This window comes from Arthrobacter sp. B055-34 (assembly GCF_059090425.1).
The window spans coordinates 161769-182283 of record NZ_JBNHFQ010000008.1; the positions used below are offsets into that span (position 1 = coordinate 161769).

General features: G+C 66.7%; 19 protein-coding genes. 8 read left to right on the forward strand and 11 right to left on the reverse strand.

What is annotated here, in order from left to right:
• Positions 1–5 precede the first annotated feature (5 nt).
• The 6 genes from AC5RWO_RS16090 to AC5RWO_RS16115 all read right to left on the reverse strand — a co-directional run bounded on the left by AC5RWO_RS16090 (position 6) and on the right by AC5RWO_RS16115 (position 5210).
• A complete protein-coding gene (locus AC5RWO_RS16090; RefSeq protein ID WP_498732544.1) occupies positions 6–968 on the reverse strand; it encodes a TIGR01777 family oxidoreductase in 963 nt (320 codons plus the stop codon).
• The gene (locus AC5RWO_RS16095; RefSeq protein WP_498732545.1) at positions 961–1644 is read right to left on the reverse strand and encodes a TetR/AcrR family transcriptional regulator; all 684 of its coding nucleotides are present in this window, start codon (positions 1642–1644) and stop codon (positions 961–963) included. Before AC5RWO_RS16095 ends, AC5RWO_RS16090 begins: the two co-directional genes overlap by 8 nt.
• 131 nt (positions 1645–1775) lie before the next feature.
• Positions 1776–2558, reverse strand: a complete 783-nt coding sequence (locus AC5RWO_RS16100) for an SRPBCC family protein (RefSeq protein WP_498732546.1) — start codon at positions 2556–2558, stop codon at positions 1776–1778.
• A gap of 72 nt (positions 2559–2630) precedes the next feature.
• Positions 2631–3533: a DUF6707 family protein gene (locus tag AC5RWO_RS16105; protein WP_498638953.1), complete on the reverse strand. Its 903-nt coding sequence runs from the start codon at positions 3531–3533 to the stop codon at positions 2631–2633.
• Between the two features lie 280 nt (positions 3534–3813).
• Entirely contained in the window at positions 3814–4353 is a 540-nt protein-coding gene (locus AC5RWO_RS16110) for an NUDIX hydrolase family protein (protein ID WP_074703084.1), read from the reverse strand.
• Between the two features lie 80 nt (positions 4354–4433).
• On the reverse strand, positions 4434–5210 hold the full coding sequence (locus AC5RWO_RS16115) for a VOC family protein (protein WP_498732547.1): 777 nt from the start codon (positions 5208–5210) through the stop codon (positions 4434–4436).
• Between the two features lie 72 nt (positions 5211–5282).
• Here AC5RWO_RS16115 and AC5RWO_RS16120 point away from each other — a divergent pair, with 72 nt between their 5' ends.
• Positions 5283–5873 (forward strand): YdeI/OmpD-associated family protein, encoded by a 591-nt coding sequence (locus tag AC5RWO_RS16120; protein WP_498732548.1) that lies wholly within the window; start codon positions 5283–5285, stop codon positions 5871–5873.
• A gap of 18 nt (positions 5874–5891) precedes the next feature.
• Here AC5RWO_RS16120 and AC5RWO_RS16125 read toward each other — a convergent pair whose 3' ends face one another.
• From AC5RWO_RS16125 to AC5RWO_RS16140, 4 genes are all read right to left on the reverse strand, one after another.
• Positions 5892–6986, reverse strand: coding sequence for an ABC transporter ATP-binding protein (locus AC5RWO_RS16125; protein WP_498732549.1), 1095 nt, complete (start codon positions 6984–6986; stop codon positions 5892–5894).
• Between the two features lie 22 nt (positions 6987–7008).
• Complete coding sequence (locus AC5RWO_RS16130; protein WP_498732550.1) at positions 7009–8526, reverse strand: ABC transporter permease; 1518 nt, start codon at positions 8524–8526, stop codon at positions 7009–7011.
• Between the two features lie 269 nt (positions 8527–8795).
• A complete protein-coding gene (locus AC5RWO_RS16135) occupies positions 8796–9845 on the reverse strand; it encodes an iron ABC transporter substrate-binding protein (protein WP_498732551.1) in 1050 nt (349 codons plus the stop codon).
• Positions 9846–10010: 165 nt separating this feature from the next.
• Entirely contained in the window at positions 10011–11162 is a 1152-nt protein-coding gene (locus AC5RWO_RS16140; RefSeq protein ID WP_498732552.1) for a glycoside hydrolase family 76 protein, read from the reverse strand.
• 127 nt (positions 11163–11289) lie between these two features.
• Here AC5RWO_RS16140 and AC5RWO_RS16145 point away from each other — a divergent pair, with 127 nt between their 5' ends.
• Positions 11290–12066 (forward strand): 3-hydroxyacyl-CoA dehydrogenase, encoded by a 777-nt coding sequence (locus tag AC5RWO_RS16145; protein ID WP_498732553.1) that lies wholly within the window; start codon positions 11290–11292, stop codon positions 12064–12066.
• On the forward strand, positions 12066–13283 hold the full coding sequence (locus AC5RWO_RS16150; protein ID WP_498732554.1) for an acyl-CoA dehydrogenase family protein: 1218 nt from the start codon (positions 12066–12068) through the stop codon (positions 13281–13283). The genes AC5RWO_RS16145 and AC5RWO_RS16150 overlap by 1 nt, the downstream gene beginning before the upstream one ends.
• Positions 13284–13288: 5 nt before the next feature.
• On the opposite strand, the gene AC5RWO_RS16155 is transcribed toward AC5RWO_RS16150, so the two are convergent.
• Entirely contained in the window at positions 13289–14107 is an 819-nt protein-coding gene (locus AC5RWO_RS16155; RefSeq protein WP_498732555.1) for a DUF1684 domain-containing protein, read from the reverse strand.
• 147 nt (positions 14108–14254) lie between these two features.
• Here AC5RWO_RS16155 and AC5RWO_RS16160 point away from each other — a divergent pair, with 147 nt between their 5' ends.
• The 5 genes from AC5RWO_RS16160 (at position 14255) to AC5RWO_RS16180 (ending at position 20514) form a co-directional block, all read left to right on the forward strand.
• Entirely contained in the window at positions 14255–14641 is a 387-nt protein-coding gene (locus tag AC5RWO_RS16160; protein WP_498732556.1) for a VOC family protein, read from the forward strand.
• A 28-nt stretch (positions 14642–14669) separates the two neighbouring features.
• Complete coding sequence (gene ppc / locus AC5RWO_RS16165; RefSeq protein ID WP_498732557.1) at positions 14670–17459, forward strand: phosphoenolpyruvate carboxylase; 2790 nt, start codon at positions 14670–14672, stop codon at positions 17457–17459.
• A gap of 75 nt (positions 17460–17534) precedes the next feature.
• A complete protein-coding gene (locus AC5RWO_RS16170) occupies positions 17535–18215 on the forward strand; it encodes an HD domain-containing protein (protein ID WP_498732558.1) in 681 nt (226 codons plus the stop codon).
• Between the two features lie 64 nt (positions 18216–18279).
• On the forward strand, positions 18280–19065 hold the full coding sequence (locus tag AC5RWO_RS16175) for an IclR family transcriptional regulator (RefSeq protein WP_498732559.1): 786 nt from the start codon (positions 18280–18282) through the stop codon (positions 19063–19065).
• Positions 19066–19236: 171 nt separating this feature from the next.
• Complete coding sequence (locus tag AC5RWO_RS16180) at positions 19237–20514, forward strand: cytochrome P450 (RefSeq protein WP_498732560.1); 1278 nt, start codon at positions 19237–19239, stop codon at positions 20512–20514.
• Position 20515: the final 1 nt, after the last annotated feature.

The following is a 20515-nucleotide window of genomic DNA, read 5'->3' on the forward strand; positions in this document are numbered from 1 at the left end:
CGGGTTCAGGCGCGCGGCACAGCAGGACCAGGCGACAGGCCGACGATGCTCGCCAGCGCGGCGTCCAAGTTGGGATAGCGGAAGGCAAAGCCTGACTGAGCCAGCTTTTCCGCGCCTACCCAGCGGCTCTTGAGCACCAGCTCCGTCTCCGTCCGGATCATCACTGCTCCCAGCTCCAGCAGCCAGCGCGGCGTCGGAAGGCCCGCGGGCATCCGGTAGGCGTGACGTACGGCCTGCATCAGTTCGCGGTTGCTGACCACCTCAGGCGCGGCAGCGTTGACCGGCCCGGACAGTTCTGGATGCGCATAAAGATGCAGCACCGCCCGGTAAAGATCCTGGACATGGATCCAGCTGAACTTCTGGTTCCCGGTGCCCATATGGCCGCCCAAACCGCAGCGGGCCAAGTTCTTGAACGGATCCATCACACCGCCTCCGGGACCCAACACAATGGCGATGCGCAGGGCAACCTGCCGGACTCCCGGTGTTGCGGCGTCGTGCAGGGCCTGCTCCCATGCCTTGGCAACGTCAACGGAAAATCCGATGCCCAATTCACCCTCGGCTTCGGTCTGCGGGCGGTCCTCGGCGTGCCGGTAAATCGTCCCGGTGCTCGCATTAACCCATAACGACGGCGGCGTTCCGCCCTGCCGCTGAACCGATGCCAAAGCGCTGCCAAGTTGCGCGGTGGTCCGCGTGCGCGAGTCCAGGATTTCGTCCCGGTTGCGCTGGCTGTAGCGGCAGCTGACGGAACGCCCGGCGAGATTGACCAGCAAATCGGCGCCGTTCAAGGCATTGGCCATCGTCTCGGGATTGTCCCAGTGCGCACTGTCTTCGGGCTGGCGTCCGATGGTGCGCACGGCGATGCCGGCTTCGGCAAATTGATCCTGGAACCAGCGTCCAATAAAGCCTGATGCTCCGGCCAAAACCACGGTCGCGGGAACGTTTGCCGGCTTCTCGGCATGGTCAGTCATGTTTTACCTCCCGCACAAGATCCGCGATGTCCTCGGTGATCTTCCGAACCCCCGGAAGCCGTGACAGCGCTACGAGCTTGGCGACAAGCGGCGCGGTCTTGTCGATCAAGCTGCGCGTTCGTTTCTGCCCCGGAGACTGGTCGTAGACCCAGAACAAAGTGATGCCCATGTACAGCAGCCAGAGCAGCTCGGGCAGCTCTTCGCGAATGGCCGGCGGCGGTTGCTGGCGTGAGCGTTGCAGCGCCTCGCGGAAGAGTGCGACAGCCTTGCCGCGCGCAACTCCTGCGCCTGGTCCGAAAGGGCTGGTGGGCGATTTCGGCGCAATGGCTACATTGATGAAGTTTGCGCCGAATTCGTGGTACGGCGTCATCACGTCGATGCCGGTGTGAAGGATCGCCCGTAGCTGTGCGTTCAGGCCTTTTCCATCCTCCAGGAGGGCAACGGCCCGCTCCCGGTGCTCATCCTGCAGCCGGTTATAGAGTTCGAGAACCAGCGCGTCCTTGGATGGGAAGTAGTAGTAGGCGTTGCCAACGGAGAGTCCTGCCTTATCGGCAATGGAACGCATGGTGGTCTTGTCATAGCCTTGGCTGCGGAACATCTGGAGAGCCGTCTCGACGAGAGCCGCCCGGGTCTGCGCACTTTTGGGCGTGCGAGCTGGTTTCTCTTCGGCTGCCATAGCGCACCTTCCGACCGGAGCCCGATGAATTGAACGTGTTCAATTTCCAGTAAAGCACGAAAATGAACACGTTCAAAAGATGGAGCGGAAAAGAAGCTAAGTCTTTAGGACAATCCGGCGAAGCGTTGGCTCTAGCGGACGGGCAGTTCGTCGCGGGAGCGGCTGCGCGTGGACAACGGCTCCGAGGAGGGAAAGTGCTGCGTCCGCCAGCCGTCCCAGGCGTCCCGGATGGCGGCCAGCGACTTGGCGCCCAAGCCGTAGGTGGTAATCAGAACCTGAGTGCCGCCGTCGGGCCTTTCGTCCATAAGTTGGGGCATGGTGGCGAGAATCAGCAGACCGTCCCCGTGCTCGGCATAGGACTGGACCGTCAGCCCTAGCTGCGCTTCAGTGCGGAACCAGACCTTCCCGCTGATCGATTCGCCCGTGCTCAGGGTCGCCTCGTACGGCTCGTCGGGCTCCGGCAGGTCCTTCAATCCCAGGCTCTGCAGCAAGCCGCCTTCGGGCACGGAATCAGCGGAAAAGTACGTGGTCTGGCGCGGGGTGTTCGGGTGCCGCTCGAGCATGAAACGCAGCTGCTGGAGGAACGTGGTCCACCCCTCGGTGAGGTCCTTGTCCCAATGCGCCATTTCCGATGCCGGGTCCAGGAGTCCGCGTTCGAGCGTCAGCTGGACGCCGTCCTCTACCGGCTCGATGATGAACGTATCGCCATTGCCCAGCGTGAGCTTCTTGTGATCAGGGCTTTCGACGGCGCCGGCAAAGTAGATCTCTTTGATCTCCTCATCGAGGCCGTCCAGCTCCCAGCCGTGCCATTGCGCAAGCCGTTTCGGTTCGCGCAGCATGATCCATACCTGCTGGGCGTCTGCGTTGATGTGGACGCTGAGCTTGCGGGGACCAGATTCTGATTCTGTTTTCACAGCGCTATCCGTCATGAGGCCGACTTTACCCCCGGCCCCTTGGACCCGCCAGAGGTCTGGGCAGGACGGTGGTCAGGGGGCGGTCAGCTTGCCGTTCAGTGCGCGGATGGCCACCAGTTCATTCGCGATGCGGCGGTCCAGTTCGGCCGGCTCCAGGGTCTCGGAGCCGCCGTGGGTGCGCAGGTACATCAAGGTGGAAAGGCGTTCGACGCGCCATTCGTGCTCCGCCGATTGGTCGCCGGAGGCCATGGCCCGGTGGATTTCCGAGTCGTAGAGGTTGGGCTCGTTGAGCTGGCGCTGGCGTACCACGGCGTTCATCTTGGCGCGCAGCGGATCTTCCTCTTCGGCCTCGTCCGGGGCGCGCATGGCGTCGCCGAGCCGCTGCGACTCCTCGATGTCCCCGGCCTCGTGGGTGATGTAGGCGGCGATCGCCAGCGTGGACTGGATCCACTTCCAGCGGCCGAAGTTGCCGTCGAAGGGCAGATCCGTTACCAGGCGGCAGACACGGAGGGCGTTGTCCTCATCCGCCAGGTCGACGAACAGCCGGTGGGCCAGATCGCGGACATCCTGCAGGTTGCTGCCGGCCTTAGTGTTCAGTCCCTTGCTCAGGCGGGCGGCGAGGCGCTGGACCCTGATGTCCTTCGGATGGGCCCGCGCGGTGCCCACGATGACCGCCTCCGGAGTGCCCTCCTCGGCCGGGATCAGCTCAAGGTCGCTGTTGGTTAGGACGGTCGGAGCCTTCTGGAAGGGCCGCGTGGAGGCAACCCGGATGCTCGAACCGTGGGCGATGCGCACCTGCGTTCCGTCCGCCAGCTTCGCAATCACCAAGGCCGGCGAGCCGAAATCATCCTTTTCGACGGCGGAGGACACCACCGCGGCCGATTGTTTTCCGCGCCGACGCAGAAACATATGGCCCGGTTCAACCGCCTCAGCTTTGACATTATGGACGTATGTCTGTGGCTGTTGCTCGGTCATTGGGTGGTCCTCCAAAGCTCAGGGTCAAACCTCAGTATATGAATTTGTTACCTCTCAAGCCGAAGTTGCGCCACGCCGGTAGCACGTGGCAGCAGCCGGCATCCTTCATACCGTGCGGCTAACGAAGGCAGCGGATCAGGGACACCCGTTGGGGTGCTGCACGCCGCGGAAGGCAGGGATTACGACGGCGGCCGGAGGGCGCGCCGTCCGGCATTCCGCCGGGAGCAACGGTCGGTGCGCCGGAGACGAAAGCCGGACCTCCGCCGTCGTTATCAGGAGGTCAGCGGCACCAGCCGGCGTGGGCCAGCGCATGGCGCAGCAGGTTGCCGCGCCCGCCGACGAACTCCGACTGGACCTCCGAGCTCAGGGCGTCGTCCGGCGTCATCCAGGTCAGTTCCAGCGCGTCCTGCCGGGGCTCGCACTCACCGGTGACGGGGATCAGGTAGGCCAGCGCGACGCAGTGCTGGCGGTCATCCGTCATCCCGGTTTCCGATGGGGAGGGGAAGTACTCGGCCACGGTAAAGGGCACGGGGGAGGCCGGCAGCTGCGGGAACGCCAGCGGTCCAAGGTCCTTTTCCAGATGCCGGATGAGCGCCGCACGGATGGTCTCCCGGTACATCACCCGCCCCGAGACGAAGGTGCGCACCATCTGCCCCTCGTCCGAAGCCTGCAGCAGGAGCCCGACTTCGGTCACATAGCCGAGGGAATCCAGCCGTACCGGCACGGCCTCCACATAGACCATGGGCAAACGCTGCCGAGCCTCGTAGAGATCCTCTTCGGAGAGCCAGCCTGGATACGGGTCGGGAGTGCGAACATTCATGTACTTGTTGTACCGCACGGCTGATGCGCCCGTCACGCGGGGCCAGCCGGGAGGGTGCGGGTTTTCCGTAGAGCGTAAGTTCACGCCCGGGGTGCGGTTGCCTCGCGGATGCTGATATTCCCGCCGCCTGCGCCGCCTGCACCGCTCGCACTCTCAGAGGCGTCCGGGTCCGGCACGAGGAGGACGCGGGCGCCGGCGTCGTCCTCGGCCAGCCGTGCCTGGATTCCGGCCGAGGCCAACCTGTCGCGCAGAACCTCGAGCCCGCCGTCGTACTCGAAGCCGAGGGCAATCCCGGCGGCAGTGCCCTGCTGCACCGTGATAATCCCGCCGTTCTTGGTGGCGAAGTCAACCCGGCCCACGTCGGTCAGGTCCCAGTCCACCTGGCTCAACTCGGACTGGCCACCAGCCCGTGCCGCGGAGCGCCGGCGGGCACCGATGTCCGCGAGCACCTTGGCCGCGGTGGGCAGCTCGGTTGTGGTCCACACCGCGGCTACCGTCAGTGACCGATCCGCATCATGGGGTTCGGCCGCCTCGTTCGCCCGGTCCACCAGGAACACGGTGCCCTCCGGCGAGGTGACCTTCACGCTGCCGCCGTGGTCCGCCGAGAACGGCTCGGCCCGCGTCCCCGCTTCCTCGGTCCGGCGGCGGAATTCCTCCAGGTCCCGCGCCTCGAAGCCGAGAGAGGTGACGCCGTCGTCGGGCCCTGCGGGCATGGCGTGGACGGCGAGCCGACCGTGGCCGGCGTCGAACTCCATCCAGGTCTCGTAGTCGGCGGTGAAGGCGAGCCCGAGCGCGGTCAGCAGTTCCTTGTACTCGTGCATGCGGGAGGTGTAGTGGACGGGGCGGACACGCAGCATTTTTTGTCTCCTCGGTAGCGGCCTCTTCCCAGAGTATGGCGCGGCGGCCGGTTGCGCGGCTAGTGTTTGCGCATGGCTGTCGAACTCCCCGAACTGCTGCTGCCCGACGCCGCAGCCTGGCGTGCCTGGCTTCAGGAGCACCATGACAGCTCGCCCGGTGTGTGGCTGGTGCTGCACAAGAAGGGCGGAACCGTCACCACGCTCGACTATGCCGGCGCCCTCGAAGAAGCGCTGTGTTTCGGCTGGATCGACGGGCAGGCCAAGCGGCGCGACGCCGAAAGTTCCTTCCAGCGGTTCAGTCCGCGGGGCAAGCGCAGCATCTGGTCGCTGCGCAACGTGGCGCGGATCGAGCAGCTGGAAGCGGCAGGAAAAATGCACGACGCCGGCCGTGCGGCGGTCGCGGCGGCGCAGGCCGATGGGCGGTGGGACAAAGCCTATGCCGGACCCGCGACGGCGGAAGTACCCGCGGATCTCGCCGCAGCGATCGCTGCCGTGCCTCGGGCGCAGGCCATGTTCGACGTGCTGACCTCGCAGAACCGGTTCGCGCTGATCTTCCGGCTCAGCCAGCTCAAGACCGAGGACGCCCGGCGGAAGAAGATCGCCGGTTTCGTGGAGATGCTGGCCCGGCATGAGGCACCGTACCCGCAGAAGAAGAAGCCGTAGCCCAGGTTCGGGAAAGACTCAGGCCGGGAAGGCCACGCCCTCGCCGATCACCCGCAGGAACAGTTCCGAACCGGGCTTGGCCAGCGTCGCATTCCAGTGGCGGATGGTGATGGTCTCCCCGCGCTGCCTGTTTCCCTGGCCGTCCTCGGGACCGTGAAGTTCCAGCCGCACCGTCACCTCCGGGCCGAAGAAGTCCGTCTCCAGTACGGTGCCGCGGATAGGGCCGCCATCGGAAATCCGGATCTGCTCCGGGCGCAGCATCAGGTGCACCTTCCCCTGGCATGTGGGCCGGCGGACCGGGATACCGCCAAGCGCGCAGGTGGCCAGGGAGCCCTGCAGTTCCGCGTTGAGGATCACCGCATCGCCCAGGAACTCGGCCGTTTCCCGGTCCGCGGGCCGGGTGTAAACCACAAAGGGATTGCCGATCTGGGCCAGGACGCCGCGGCGCATCACCGCCACCTGGTCGGCGAAGGAGAGCGCCTCGGCCTGGTCGTGCGTGACCAGGATGGTGGTCACGCCGGCAGCGGCAAGGGTGCGGGCAACCGCCTTGCGGGTAGCCACCCGGAGGCCGGCGTCCAACGCGCTGAACGGTTCGTCCAGCAGCATCAGCTCCGGCTCGCGAGCCAGCGCCCGGGCCAGGGCGACGCGCTGCTGCTGGCCGCCGGAGAGCTCGTCCGGCCGGCGCCCGGCGTATCCGGGTTCCAGCGAGACCATGGCCAGCAGTTCGGCGACCCGGCGTTCCACCGCCGACCGGGAAGTAAACCGCTTCTTCTCCAGCCCGAAGGCGATATTCCGGCCCACGCTCAGGTGCGGGAAGAGCGCTCCGTCCTGGGCCACATAACCCACGTTCCGCCGGTGCGCGGGAACCAGCCGGCCACCGTTGGCCACCGCCTCGCCGTCGAGCGTAATGCGGCCGGAGTCCGGTGCCTCGAAGCCGGCAATCAACCGGAGCAAGGTGGTCTTGCCGCTGCCCGAGGGGCCCACGATCGCCGTCGTAATTCCCCTCTGCACGGACAGGCTGACGCCGCGGAGCACAAACGTATCTCCAAAGGACTTGGTGACGGCATCTATGACCAGATGGCCCTCCGGCACCGGAATGTCCGCGGGGCTCACAGGCGGGTCCCTTTCACAAAGGTCATTGACCGGCAGCTTTCTGCGACTGGGTGTACAGCAGGTAAGTCATCGGCAGCGAGAGCAGGATCAGGATCAGCGCGTACGGCGCGGCGCCGGTGTAGTCGATCTCCGAACTCAGCGCCCAGAAGCGCGTGGCCAGCGTGTTCACGCCCGTGGGCGCGAGCAGCAAGGTGGCGGTCAGCTCGTTGGCAATGCCCAGGAAAACCAGGGCGGCCCCGCCGGCGGCAGCGGGCGCGGTCAGGCGCAGGGTCACCCGCAGGAACGCCCTGAACGGCGAACTGCCCAGCGACCGCGCGGCCTCTTCGAGCTCCTGCGGCGCCTGCGCCAGCCCGGCGCGCAGGTTCACCAGCGCCCGCGGCAGGAACAGCAGCACGTAGGCGGCGATGACCAGCGGCACGGTTTGGTAGAGCGGCCGCGCGAAGTTGATCGCCACGGTGATGAAGGCCAGCGCCACCACAATGCCGGGCAGCGAGGACGTGATGTAGTTGGTGCTTTCCAGCAGCTTGGTGAACCAGCCCGGATACCGTACGGCCAGCCATGCCACGGGGAAGGCCAGCACCACGGTCAGCAGCGCGCCGGCCAGGCCGAAACCGAGGGTCTGCAGCAGCGTCTCGCCGATCAGGGGCAGGTCCCAGATTTCCGCTCCGCCGGCCACCAGCCAGCGCAGGATGTTGCCCAGCGGCACCCCGAGCGCCAGCACCGCCAGGGCCAGCACACCAACGACGGCGGCAACCCGGTAGCGTCCCAGCGGCAGGGCAGGCGGGCGGCTGGCTACCCCGGAGCCCAGGCGCGCGTACCGGGCGTTGCCCCGCAGGCGGGATTCGGCAAGCAGCATCAGCATGCAGATGAAGACCAGCACGCTGGCGAGCATGTTGGCGGCCGCGCCGTTGAAGGTGGACTGGTACTGCTCCATGATCGCGGTGGTGAAGGTGGCGAACCGGATCATCGAAAACGCGCCGAACTCGGCCAGCAGGTGCAGGCCCACCAGCAGCGCGCCGCCGGTGATCGGCAGCCAGAGCTGGGGCAGGACCACGCGGAAAAAGGTGCGCCAGCGTCCCAGCCCGAGCGACGCCGCGGACTGCTCGAGCGCGGGGTCCATCCGGCGCAGGGCGGCGGCCGCGGGAATGTACACCAGCGGGTAATAGGAGAGCACCGAAATCAGCGTGCCGCCGCCGATCCCGCCCAGCGACGGAATGGTGCTCACCCAGGCGTAGCTGTTGACGAACGCGGGCACGGCCAGCGGCGCGGCGAGCACCAGGGACCAGAACCTCGCGCCGGGCAGCTGCGTCCGCTCCACCAGCCAGGCCGCCGCAATGCCGATCAGGATACACAGCGGCACCGCGGCCAGCACCAGCGCCACGGTGTTGAACAGCAGCTCGCCCACGCGGCGCCGGAAGATCAGCTCCGCCGCCGTCTCCCAGCCGGTGGCCACCGTCATCACGATGACGAAGCCCAGCGGCACCAGGGTTGCCAGCGAAATAACGACGGCGGCCGCTACCGTTCCATACGGCGGTCGCACAGGGCTGCGCCTGCGCCGGAGTGCGCGCCGAACCGGAGGGTGCGGGCCGGGCAGGTTAGGGCCGGACGGAATGATGCGGGGTGACGCAACGCCGGCAGCTGTGCCAGACGGAGCAGCGCCCGGTGGAGCAGCGTCGGTCGAAGCCGGAGAGCCCGGCTGTGCGGCTTGGGGCAGCTCACCCGGAATGTCTACGGACGGCGCACCGGTAGCCGGGACCGCAGGGCCCCGGCTACCGGTACGCGTTCGTGGATGAACCGACATGGGCAGTTCTACAACAGGCCGGCATCCGTCATGAGCTCGACAACCTTCTGGCTGTTCAGCTTGGCGGCGTCGACGGAGGGAGCTTCGAGCTCCTCGAGGGGAACGAGTCCTTCGCGCGGGGTGACATCCTTGCCCACCGGGTACTCGTAATCGCTGCCCGTTGCCAGAGACTCCTGGCCCTGCTTGGAAGTGATGAATTCAAGGAACTGCATCGCCTCTTCCGGGTGCTGGGAGGACTTCAGGACGCCGCCGCCGGAGATGCTGATAAAGGCGCCCGGATCCTGGTTCTTGAAGTAGTGCGGGGCAACGTTGCCGGAGTTCTCCGCCGTCTCTGCCTGGTCCGCCGTGTAGTAGTAGTGGTAGATGACGGCGCCGTCGACCTCTCCGGTGTTGACGGCCTTCATAGCCGCGCCGTTCTTCGGGTAGGCCTTGGCGTTCTCCTTCATGGCCTTGAGCCATTCGGCGGTGGCCTCTTCGCCTTCGAGTTCCAGCATGGCGGAGACGATGGCCTGGAAGTCCGCTCCGCCCGGAGCCGCTCCCCACTTGCCGGCCCACTTGTCATCGGCCAGATCCATGATCGACGCCGGCAGGTCGGCTTCCTTCACGGCGTCCTTGTTGTACACGAAGACCGTGGACCGGGCCGCGACGCCTGACCACTTGTTCGACGACGGCCGGTACTGCTCGGGCACGTTCTCCTGCACGGTGGAGGAGATGTCGGCGAAGAGCCCGGCGTTTTCCACCTGCGTCATGGCCGGTGAATTCTCGGTGATGAAGACATCGGCGGGGGAGGCATCCCCCTCGGCGATGATCTGGTTGCTCATCTCGGTGTCCTTGCCCTGCCGGACGTTCACCTTGATGCCCGTCTCGGCCTCGAACGCATCCACCCAAACCTGGGTCATGGATTCGTGCTGGGCGTTGTAGACGGTGAGTTCACCGGCTGCGGCGGCCGTGGATCCTTCGGGTGCCGGCGACGCGGAGCCGGAGCCACAGGCGGACAGGGTCAGTGCAGCGGCGGCGACGATGGCGGCTGCGGAAAGCTGCGGAAATCGGATCTTCATGGAGAACCTTTCAGGAAAATGAGGACCGGGCGCGGTCCCCACCGCGTTGCCCGGTAAAAATTAGGTAAGGCTTAGCTCACCTGTGCTCGTCATTGTGGCAGAACCCGCAGCGAATCGGCAACGCTTGTGTGACTTATTGTCGAATCATGACAACGACGCCGGTTGTCAGGCGACGGATGCGGCGGCTTCGAGCGTCATCCAGGCCTGTAGCTGGGTGGAGAGCTGCACGCGCTCGCCCGGCGGATAAGTGGTCTTGGCTGGCAGGGCAGGATCTTTGGAAAACACCAGCACCTCCCACGTCCGGTGGTTCTCCAGCCGGCGGCCGGACCAGAACGCCGCGGCGGTGTTGGCTACCAGCGTGCGCGCCTGCTCCCGGGTGTCTCCGGGCAGCCGATCCGAGTTGGCCGCAACGGCCAGATAGCGCGCCAGGATCCCGGTGAACAGTCCGCCGTCGCCATCGCCGTGGGTGCGCAGCACGGGCATGCCGTCATGGTCGGTGGTGAGCCCGGCGGCCACCGCCTTGATCAGGTCGGCGGCACGCCGCAGGTCTGCCTCCCGGCCCACTTCCAGCAGCGCCGCCAGCACCGGACCCTGGTTGTAGCTGTAGATGTCCGGCACCAGCACCGGCTCGCCGCCCACAACGCGCAGCCCGTCCTGGTACAGCCCGGAAACGCCGTCGTAAAGCTTGTCATCCAGCCAGTCCAGCAGGGCCGCCGCGCGGTCCGTCTGGCCGATGCGGGCAAAATGGAGGGCGGCCGGGGCCGTGGCGGGGGTGTTCTTGAAATCGCGCTTGGTGTTCCAGAACAGCCCGCCGCCCAGGTCCGCGGTATGGGCTGATTCCAGCGCCGGCAGCAAGGCGCGGGCAGCGGCCCGGTTGCGGAACCGCGGCTTGCCCGTCGCAGCGGCCAGCGCGTCCAGGCGGCCGACGGCCAGCGCCAGCCATGCCATGTCGTCATAGTAGGAGTTGGTGAACCGGAAGCAGTTGCGCCACTTGATGCTGCGCAGCAGAAGCGCACCGAGCTGGCCGGCACTGACGCCGACCCCGCCATCGTAGTGCTGCTGGTGTTCGAGTTCGCGCCAGCCTGCATCCACCAGGCAGTCCAGATAGTGCGCCTGCCACCAGTAGTGCCACGGCCCGACCAGCGGCAGGTAGCTCTGCCGCGGTCTGGCCACGGCCCCCAGATGGGTGAACGGGAGGCACAGCAGACGCTGGCCGAAGTGCCGGATGACAGCGACGGCGGCCTCGTCCGCCCGGCCCGAGGCGAACCTGGGCGGGGGCGGGTGTTCGCCGGGAAGCTTGCTGGACTCTGCGACCATCTGACCAGCGTAGCTGTCCCGGTCCGAGTATTCACGATAGAAATTTTGCCCAGTGGCCAGCCGCCCCAATGCGTTGTGCGCCGGACCACACTAGGCTGGCGGAAAGGATTCATTTCAGGAGGTTGACGTGGAGATTGCCAATTCCGTTGCGCTGGTGACCGGGGGTGCGTCCGGACTAGGAGCTGCCACCGCGCGTCGCTTGTACGACGCCGGTGCCTCCGTGGTGCTGGTTGACCTCCCGGGATCCGCGGGGGCCGAGTATGCGGCGGAACTGGGGGAGCGGGCGGTCTTCGCGCCGGCCGATGTGACCAGCGAAGAAGACGTGCAGGCGGCGGTTGATGCGGCCGTTTCGCTCGGCCCGCTGCGCGTCGTCGTCAATTGTGCCGGAGTTGCCACCCCGGGCAAGGTGCTGGGACGCGGCGGCGTGCTCCCGCTGGAGAACTTCAGCAAGGTAGTGCAGGTCAACCTCATCGGCACCTTCAACGTGATCCGTTTGGCGGCCGCCGCCATGGCCGAGACGGAGCCGGTCAGCACGGAACTGGGCGGGCCCGAGCGCGGTGTCATCATCAACACCGCGTCCGTGGCTGCCTTCGACGGGCAGGTCGGCCAGCCCGCGTACGCCGCTTCCAAGGGAGCCGTGGCTGCCATGACATTGCCGATCGCCCGCGAACTGGCGCGCTCGCTGATCCGCGTGGTCACCATTGCCCCGGGCATCTTCGAGACGCCGATGATGGCCGGGCTGCCGCAGGAGGCGCAGGATTCGCTCGGGCAACAGGTGCCGCATCCGTCCCGGCTGGGCCGGCCTGGCGAATACGCGAATCTGGCCGCGCACATCATCGACAACGCCATGCTCAACGGGGAGGTCATCCGGTTGGACGGCGCCATCCGGATGGCGCCGCGCTAATGCCGGGCACTGGGGACACGGTGAACATGGCGGACCTGCCGCGGCCGGACTTCTACGGGTTCGAGTCCCTGCTCAGCGACCGGGAGCGGCTGAAGCTGGCCCAGCTGCGCGAGTTCCTCGCCGCCGAGGTGGAACCGCATGCGGTGGACTGGTGGAACCGCGGCCGCTTTCCGGCGGAGCTGCTGCCCGGACTGGCCGGGCTGGAGCTGAGCACGCCGGTCCAGCAGGGCTACAGCCACCTCTTCGCCGGGCTGGTCATCGCCGAAATGACCCGCGCGGACACATCCATCGCCACCTTCTTCATGGTCCACCACGACCTGTTTGTGCAGGCGCTGTACGAGTTCGGCAGCGCTGAGCAGAAGGCCCGACTGCTTGAGGACGCTCTGGCGCTGCGCATCACCGGCGCCTTCGCGCTGACCGAACCGGAGCACGGTTCCGACGTCGCCGGCGGCATGGCAACCAGGGCGCGCCGCGAGGGCGGAGACTGGATCCTCAACGGGGCCAAGCGCTGGATCGGCAATGGAACCTTCTGCGACTACATGCTGGTCTGGGCCCGGGACGAAGACACCGACCAGGTGCGCGGGTTCATTGTGGACTCGAAGCTGAAGGGGTTCAGGGCGGAGCGGATCGGCAACAAGATCTCCCTGCGCACGGTGCAGAACGCGGACATCATCCTGGACAACGTCCGCGTTGCGGAAGCGGACCGGTTTGCCGGGATCGGCAGCTTCGACGACACCAAGCATCTGCTGCGGGGCTCGCGCATCATGGTGGGCTGGCAAGCGGTCGGCCAGCAGCTCGCGGCCTACGAGGTGGCCCGGCGGTATGCGCTGGAACGCGAGCAGTTCGGCCGCCCGATCGCGAGTTTCCAGCTGATCCAGGACCAGCTGGTGCGGATGCTCGGCAATGCCACGGCGTCGCTGGGCATGCTGGCCCGGGTCGCCCAGCTGCAGGAGGAGAGCCACACCGGCCCGCGGGGCACCCGGCACAGCGGGGCTGACATGGCGCAGGCCGCGCTGGCCAAGTCCTACACCTCGGCGCGGATGCGCGAGACCGTCTCGCTGGGCCGGTCCATTCTGGGCGGCAACGGGATCGTGACCGATTACCTCATGGCCAAGATCTTTTCCGACGCCGAAGCCATCTACACCTACGAGGGCTCGTACGAGATCAACAGCCTGATTGTGGGCCGCGCGGTCACGGGCATTTCCGCCATCGCCTGAGCCGGTCAGACCGGCAGCTTCTCCCCGGCGGTGACTGCGAGGGGAAGCTGGTTCCGTGCCACCGGCGCCGGGCACACCGCGTACCCGGTGAAGGCAAACGGATAGTTCTGCGCGCGGTTGAAATCCAGCAGTACCGTTCCGTCCAGCGCAGGCGGCGGAACGTCGAGGAAGCGCCAGGGCACGGTACCAAGTCCATTGGTCGCATCGTGGAAGGTCACGCGCAGCGCGCCCGTGCCCGGTTCGAACTCGGCCCGCAGCCGGTAGCTTGAGCACTGGTAGTTGAAGGTGATCTCGCCCGCCAGGACCAGGGTCAGCGAGGTATCGCTGCGGGACGTCGAGATCCGCGAGACCTGGGGCGAGTCGTACGGAACATAGCGGCCCTTGAGGATCCAGTCCGGATCGAAGTCGAAGACCGGCACGCCGCTGAAATTCTGCTGTGCCGGCGTTGAGGCGGCTCGTGTGCGGATCAGATAGCGGCCGTCCCGCCTGACCAGCTCCACCGCCACCTGTTCCGGACCGGACCACCAGCGCACCCACATTGTCTGGCCCCGCTCGGCCACCGCCTGGGTGAGGATCCCGCGGACCGGTGTGCCGCCGTCGTACATCAGGAAGCCATCCGAGGCACCGGCGTTCAGTGCCGCCACCGCTCGGTCGGCGCTCCACAGACCGGGGACAAGATCGACGGCTGACGGTTCAGCGGCGAGCCACTGGAACGAGGTGAGGGTCAGGAGCCCGAAATCCTCGGACAAGGCGTCATTGCGCTTTCTGTGCCAGGCACCGAACTCCGCTTCGGCCGTAGTGACCTCGTTTTCCAGGCTGGTCATTGCGCTCCTTGGGGCTGGCTGAGGCTGTCACCGCCCACCCGGGGCTGTATCAGCACAGTCTGCCCCGGGGCCTGCCGCAAGACAAGCCGCACCGGGACGCACCTGGGGGAGGTTACCGGAGGCACTGCTGGGCGCTAGCCTAGGTCCATGATCACTTCCGTGCACACGCTGATCTACTCCGATGATCCGGCGGCTACCCGGGCGTTCCTGCGCGACGTCCTGCAGTGGCCCTCGGTTCCCGACGCCGGCTCGGGCGAGGACTGGCTGATTTTCAAGACCGGTCCGAGCGAGCTGGGCGTGCATCCGACCAGCGGCGTCTGGGAAGGCGAGGAGTTTTCTGCCCCGCGCCACCACCAGATCGCCCTGATGTGCGACGATCTGGCGGCGACCATGTACGAACTGGAAAGCCGCGGCGCGGGCTTCAGCTCAGACTCAACGGACATGGGCTTCGGCGCCGGCGCGATGCTGCAGGTGCCCGGCGTCGACGACATCCTGCTGTACCAGCCCTCGCACGCGCCCGCGTTCAATCTGTAGGGCCGGTTGATGGCACAGGAGGGTTTTGATGCCTGAAGGGGATCTCGATGCCAGGCTGCGTGCGGATGTCCGCCGCGTCAGCACGTTGCTGGGCCAATCGCTGGTGCGCCAGCACGGTCCGGAGCTGTTGGAGCTGGTGGAGCAGGTGCGGCTGCTGACCAAGGAGTCCAAGGAGGCGGCCCGCGGGGGCGGGGAGGCCAGCGGCCCGTGGACGGCACGTGATGTGGCGGACCAGGTGCGCGAACTGCTGGCGGGGCTGCCCACCGGCCAGGCGACGCAGCTGGTGCGGGCTTTCACCTTCTACTTCCATCTGGCCAATGCCGCCGAGCAGGTCCACCGCGTCCGGACCCTGCGGACCCGCCCGGAACAGGACGGCTGGCTGGCCAAGGCCGTGGCGGACGTCGCCGCGAAGGCAGGCCCCGCAGTGCTGCAGGAGGCCGTGGACGCGCTGGATGTGCGGCCGGTCTTCACCGCGCATCCCACCGAGGCATCGCGCCGTTCGGTGCTGGATAAGCTGCGCAAGCTCTCCGATGTGCTGGCGGTGCGGACCGCCGAGGACAGCGTGGCCAGGCGGCGGCAGGACCGCATCCTGGCGGAAATCATCGACCAGATGTGGCAGACGGACGAGCTGCGGCAAGTGCGGCCCAGCCCGGTGGACGAGGCCCGCAACGCCCTCTACTACCTCGACAACATTTTCCGCGGCGCGGTGCCGGAGCTGCTGGCCGAACTGGCGGAACTGCTGGATGGCCACGGCGCAGTCCTGTCCGCCGAGCGCACGCCGCTGCGGTTCGGCAGCTGGATCGGCGGCGACCGGGACGGCAACCCGAATGTCACAGCAGGCGTGACCAGGGAGATCCTCGCCCTGCAGAACCAGCACGCCGTGCGGATCGGGATCGAGCAGGTGGACGAGCTGATCTCGGTGCTGTCCAACTCCACCGCGCTCGCCGAAGCGGAGCCGGAGCTGCTGGAATCCATACAGCAGGACCTGGAAAAGCTGCCCGGGCTGGATAAGCGCGTGCTCGTACTGAACGCGCAGGAGCCGTACAGGCTCAAGCTCACGTGCATCAAGGCCAAATTGATGAACACCTCCGCCCGCGTCCGTAACGGCACCGCCCACCAGCCCGGGCGGGACTACGCCTCCGCCGCGCAGGTGCTGGACGAGCTGGGGCTGCTGGAACGATCGCTGCGCGCCCACGGGTCCTCGCTGGCGGCGGATGGAGCACTGGCGGGGGTGCGGCGGATCATGTCCGCCGTCGGCCTGAACCTGGCCACGCTGGATGTCCGCGAGCATGCCGAGCGGCACCACGCCGTCGTCGGTGTGTTGATAGACCGGCTGGGCGAACTGCCCGTGCCGTACGCGGACCTGGAGCGGGCGGAGCGCCAGGCACTGCTGTCGAAGGAGCTCGCTTCCCGCCGTCCGCTGGCGCCGGTGCCGGCTCCGCTGGCAGGAGAGGAAGCCAAGACGTACGCGGTGTTCGGCGAAATCCACCGGGCTTTGGAGACCTACGGCTCGAACGTCGTGGAGACCTACATCGTGTCCATGACCCGCGGTCCCGACGACGTGCTGGCCGCCGTGGTGCTGGCGCGGGAAGCCGGCCTGCTGCGGCTGCACGGCGGGGACGCGTTTGTCCGCATCGGCTTCGCGCCGCTGCTGGAAACGGTGGAGGAGCTGCGCCGGTCCGGGCGGATTCTGGACGCGCTGCTGGCGGATCCGCAGTATCGGGAGATTGTCCGGCTCCGCGGCGACGTGCAGGAAGTCATGCTCGGGTACTCGGACTCGAACAAGGAATCCGGTGTGCTGACCAGCCTCTGGGAAATCCACCAGACGCAGCGGGTCCTGCGCGACGTAGCCGCCAAACATGGTGTCCGGCTGCGGCTTTTCCACGGCCGCGGGGGATCCGTGGGCCGTGGCGGAGGGCCCACGTATGACGCCATCCTCGCCCAGCCGAACGGCGTGCTGGAAGGCGAAATCAAGTTCACCGAGCAGGGCGAAGTCATTTCAGACAAGTATTCACTGCAGACGCTGGCACGGGAGAACTTGGAACTGGCGCTGGCGGCTGTGCTGGAAGGCTCTGCGCTGCACCGGGAGCCGCGCACATCCGCCAGTGAACGCCAACGCTACGGGAAGGTGATGGAGACCGTCTCCGACGCGTCCTTCCGCTGCTACCGGGAGCTCATTGACGATCCGGACCTGCCGGAATACTTCTTCACCTCGACGCCGGTGGAACAGCTGGGCTCCCTGAAGATCGGCTCACGTCCTTCCATGCGGCCGGATTCAGGCGCCGGACTGGAAGGGCTGCGCGCCATCCCGTGGGTTTTCGGCTGGACCCAGTCGCGGCAGATCGTGCCCGGCTGGTACGGCGTCGGTTCCGGGCTGAAGGCCGCGCGCGAGGCCGGCCACGGCGAAATGCTGCAGGAAATGGCGGACCGCTGGCACTTTTTCCAGACCGTGGTCTCCAATGTGGAAATGACCCTCGTCAAGACGGACCTGGACATCGCCGCGCACTATGTGGCCACGCTGGTGCCTGCCCGGCTGCAGCACCTGTTCGACCGGATCCGCGAAGAGTTCGAGCTCACGGTGGCCGAGGTCCGGCGCCTCACCGGCGAAGTACGGCTGCTGGACAACCAGCCGGTGCTCAAGAAGTCGTTAGAAGTGCGGGACCAGTACCTGGATCCGATCTCCTACATGCAGGTGGAGCTGCTGCGCAGGCTGCGTGCGAACGGGACCTCGAGCGGGGACGTACCGGATGAAAGCCTGCAGCGGGCCATGCTGATCACGGTCAACGGCGTCGCGGCGGGCCTGCGCAACACCGGCTGAGGCGGGTCGCGCGCCGCTTCCGGCCAGCGGAATCCGATTGTTGCCACGGCCCGCCTGCTGGTCCACGGTGGGAGCATGACCAAGCTCCTGCCTGCCGCCAACCAGTACGGCCACGATGTCACCGGCGCCATTGCCGCAAATCCCGACGGCGTGATCGGCCTGGATCAGGTCCTCGCCCGGATCTGGGAGTTGGCAGCATCCTTGCTGGCCGTCCGCGACAACGACGCGCACACTCTGTACGCCTTCGGCCTGGCCCAAGCCTTATTGGACTTGCATCCAGAGGCGGATGCCGACGTCGTTCTTCCGGCGATCATGCTGCACGACATCGGCTGGTCGCAGGTGCCCCCGGACGAAGTGCTCTCCGCGATCGCTCCAGGCGGTGGGCGGCCGGATCTGGTGCTTCTGCATGAGAAGGAAGGCGCCCGCCTGGCCGCGGATATTCTGGCCGAGGTCGGCTACGACGCGGACAAGGTACCCGCGATTCTGCAGATCATTGACGGACACGATTCGCGGCGCGAGGCACTCTCGGTCGAGGACGCCATTGTGAAGGACTCGGATAAGACCTGGCGGTTGACCCCGCATGGGATAGACACCGTAATGGACTGGTTCGGCCTGGAGCGGGAGCAAGCCGTACGGCTGTGCAGCCAGCGGGTCCACGGCCACCTGTTCACCGAGGAGGCCAAAGCCATGGCGCGGGCGTTGTCGGCGCTGGAATCGGTGACCCTGTGGCCGCAGCGGCGTGCCCTGCTGGCCTGAGGACTAGACTCGGTTCGGCCGGCGGCAGGTGCCGTACCGAGAGCGGCCGGATGAGGAGACAGCGATGGCAGGCGGAAGCCGCGATGGGGGACGATCCGTGACCTCCAGGGTGCTTGCCATCCTCGAGGCGTTCGAAAAGGCCCGCGGATCGCTCAGTCTCACGGAGATTTCCGAGGGATCCGGTTTGCCGCTCAGCACCACGCACCGGCTGGTCGCCGAGCTGACAGACTGGGGATTCCTGTCGCGCGGAGCCAACGGCCGCTATCAGTTGGGGATCCGCCTGTGGGAGCTGGCGCAGAACGCCGGACGGCAGCTGCGCGAGGCAGCGCGGCCTTTCGTCCAGGACCTGTTTTCCCTCACCGGTGAGACATCCCAGCTCGCGGTCCGCGAAGGACACGAGGTGCTCTATATCGAGCGCATCTACGGCACGAAGCGTGTCCCGCGGGCCTCGCGGGTCGGCGGTCGGCTGCCGATGCATGCCACCGCCGTCGGCAAGGTGATCCTGGCCTTCGAGGAGGAATGGGTCCGCATCGCGTATCTGAACCGCGAGCTGGAACGTCCCACGGCGCACACGCATGTCCATGCTGGCCGGCTGGCCAAGGAACTCGACACCATCCGTGAGCAGGGCTTTGCCACCACCTTGGAGGAAGTCCGACTCGGATCCTGCTCGATCGCCGTTCCGGTCTTTCACACCGGCGCCATCGGTGCAGGACTGGGGCTGGTGCTGCCGACCGCACAGGCCGCCACCATGAACCGGCACCTGCCTGTGCTCAAAGGGGTCTCGGTGCAGATCGAGCGCGCCACGGCCCACATCCCGCTCGAAACGCTGCTGGGCAGCCACCGCAAATAGCCGCTTCCTGCACGGCTCCAGCGAAGACAGGACGCCGTCGTTGTTATATTCGGTTTCTACTCAGTGGAAGACCGTGATGTGCACCACGGGGTGATGTGGACAACACTGGTGTGAACGAACCCGTTTGACGGTCCAGCAACCACCAACGGGAACCAACCCCAAGGAGAACAGATGTCACCCTCGACGGAAACGGCGGCCCGCTGCCCGTTCGGCCACGGAGCCGAGGCGCCTGCCGGGCACCACGGCTACGAACCGTTCCAGATGAAGGATCCTTTCCCCGCCTACGCGGAACTGCGGGCCGAGCAGCCGGTCATGTTCGACGAGCGCATCGGCTACTACGTAGTTTCCCGCTACGACGACATCAAGGCAGTTTTCGAGGACTGGGAGACCTTCTCGAGCGAAAACGCGCAGGCCCCGGTCCGCGAGCGCGGCCCGGCCGCCAAGAAGATCATGGAAGAGGGCGGCTTCACCGCGTACTCGGGACTCTCCGCCCGCCGCCCGCCGGAGCACACCCGGATCCGCTCGGTAGTGCAAAAGGCTTTCACACCCCGCCGTTACAAGGCGCTGGAGCCCTTCATCCGCCAGAACGTGGTGGACCTGGTGGAAAAGATGCTGGCCCGGCCCGAACGCACCGGCGACCTAGTGAAAGACCTGGCCTACGACGTTCCGACGATCACCATCCTCACGCTGATCGGCGCCGATGTCAGCCAGGTCGACAAGTTCAAGCGCTGGAGCGATTCCCGCGCGGCGATGACCTGGGGCGACCTGAGCGACGATCAGCAGATCCCGCATGCGCACAACCTGGTGGAGTACTGGCAGGAATGCCTGCGCCTGGTCCGCGTAGCCCATGAGGAGGGCGGCGACAACCTCACCGCCGACCTGGTGCGTGCGCAGAACGACGGCGCGGAGATCACCGACCACGAGATCGCATCGGTCCTCTACAGCCTGCTTTTCGCTGGCCACGAAACCACCACCACGTTGATCGCCAATTCACTGCGCGTGCTGCTGGCCCGCCTGGAACAGTGGGCGGTGCTGGTCGAGGAGCCGAAGAAGATCCCCGGCGCCATCGACGAGGTCCTGCGCTACTCCGGCTCTATTGTCGGCTGGCGGCGCAAGGCGCTCAAAGACACCGAGGTCGGCGGGGTGAAGATTGAAGAAGGCGGTCAGTTGCTGTTGCTGATGGGCTCGGCCAACCGCGAAGAGGGCAAGTTCGAGAACGGCGAAGATTTCGACATCTCCCGGCCCAATGCCCGCGAGCACCTGTCCTTCGGCTTCGGCATCCACTACTGCCTGGGCAACATGCTGGCCAAACTGCAGGCGAAGATTGCCCTCGAGGAAGTCGCCCGGCTTGCTCCGAACCTGAAACTGCAGGATCCCGAGGAGATCGCGTTCCGGGAAAACCTGTCCTTCCGGGTCCCCGAAACCGTTCCCGTTACTTGGGAGGCCTAAG

Bases quoted from the DNA above. Each gene is read 5' to 3' on its own strand.
- AC5RWO_RS16090 (WP_498732544.1), bottom strand. From the start codon at position 968: ATGACTGACCATGCCGAGAAGCCGGCAAACGTTCCCGCGACCGTGGTT.
- AC5RWO_RS16095 (WP_498732545.1), bottom strand. From the start codon at position 1,644: ATGGCAGCCGAAGAGAAACCAGCTCGCACGCCCAAAAGTGCGCAGACC.
- AC5RWO_RS16105 (WP_498638953.1), bottom strand. From the start codon at position 3,533: ATGACCGAGCAACAGCCACAGACATACGTCCATAATGTCAAAGCTGAG.
- AC5RWO_RS16110 (WP_074703084.1), bottom strand. From the start codon at position 4,353: ATGAATGTTCGCACTCCCGACCCGTATCCAGGCTGGCTCTCCGAAGAG.
- AC5RWO_RS16115 (WP_498732547.1), bottom strand. From the start codon at position 5,210: ATGCTGCGTGTCCGCCCCGTCCACTACACCTCCCGCATGCACGAGTAC.
- AC5RWO_RS16120 (WP_498732548.1), top strand. From the start codon at position 5,283: ATGGCTGTCGAACTCCCCGAACTGCTGCTGCCCGACGCCGCAGCCTGG.
- AC5RWO_RS16135 (WP_498732551.1), bottom strand. From the start codon at position 9,845: ATGAAGATCCGATTTCCGCAGCTTTCCGCAGCCGCCATCGTCGCCGCC.
- AC5RWO_RS16140 (WP_498732552.1), bottom strand. From the start codon at position 11,162: ATGGTCGCAGAGTCCAGCAAGCTTCCCGGCGAACACCCGCCCCCGCCC.
- AC5RWO_RS16150 (WP_498732554.1), top strand. From the start codon at position 12,066: ATGCCGGGCACTGGGGACACGGTGAACATGGCGGACCTGCCGCGGCCG.
- AC5RWO_RS16155 (WP_498732555.1), bottom strand. From the start codon at position 14,107: ATGACCAGCCTGGAAAACGAGGTCACTACGGCCGAAGCGGAGTTCGGT.
- AC5RWO_RS16160 (WP_498732556.1), top strand. From the start codon at position 14,255: ATGATCACTTCCGTGCACACGCTGATCTACTCCGATGATCCGGCGGCT.
- ppc (WP_498732557.1), top strand. From the start codon at position 14,670: ATGCCTGAAGGGGATCTCGATGCCAGGCTGCGTGCGGATGTCCGCCGC.
- AC5RWO_RS16170 (WP_498732558.1), top strand. From the start codon at position 17,535: ATGACCAAGCTCCTGCCTGCCGCCAACCAGTACGGCCACGATGTCACC.
- AC5RWO_RS16175 (WP_498732559.1), top strand. From the start codon at position 18,280: ATGGCAGGCGGAAGCCGCGATGGGGGACGATCCGTGACCTCCAGGGTG.
- AC5RWO_RS16180 (WP_498732560.1), top strand. From the start codon at position 19,237: ATGTCACCCTCGACGGAAACGGCGGCCCGCTGCCCGTTCGGCCACGGA.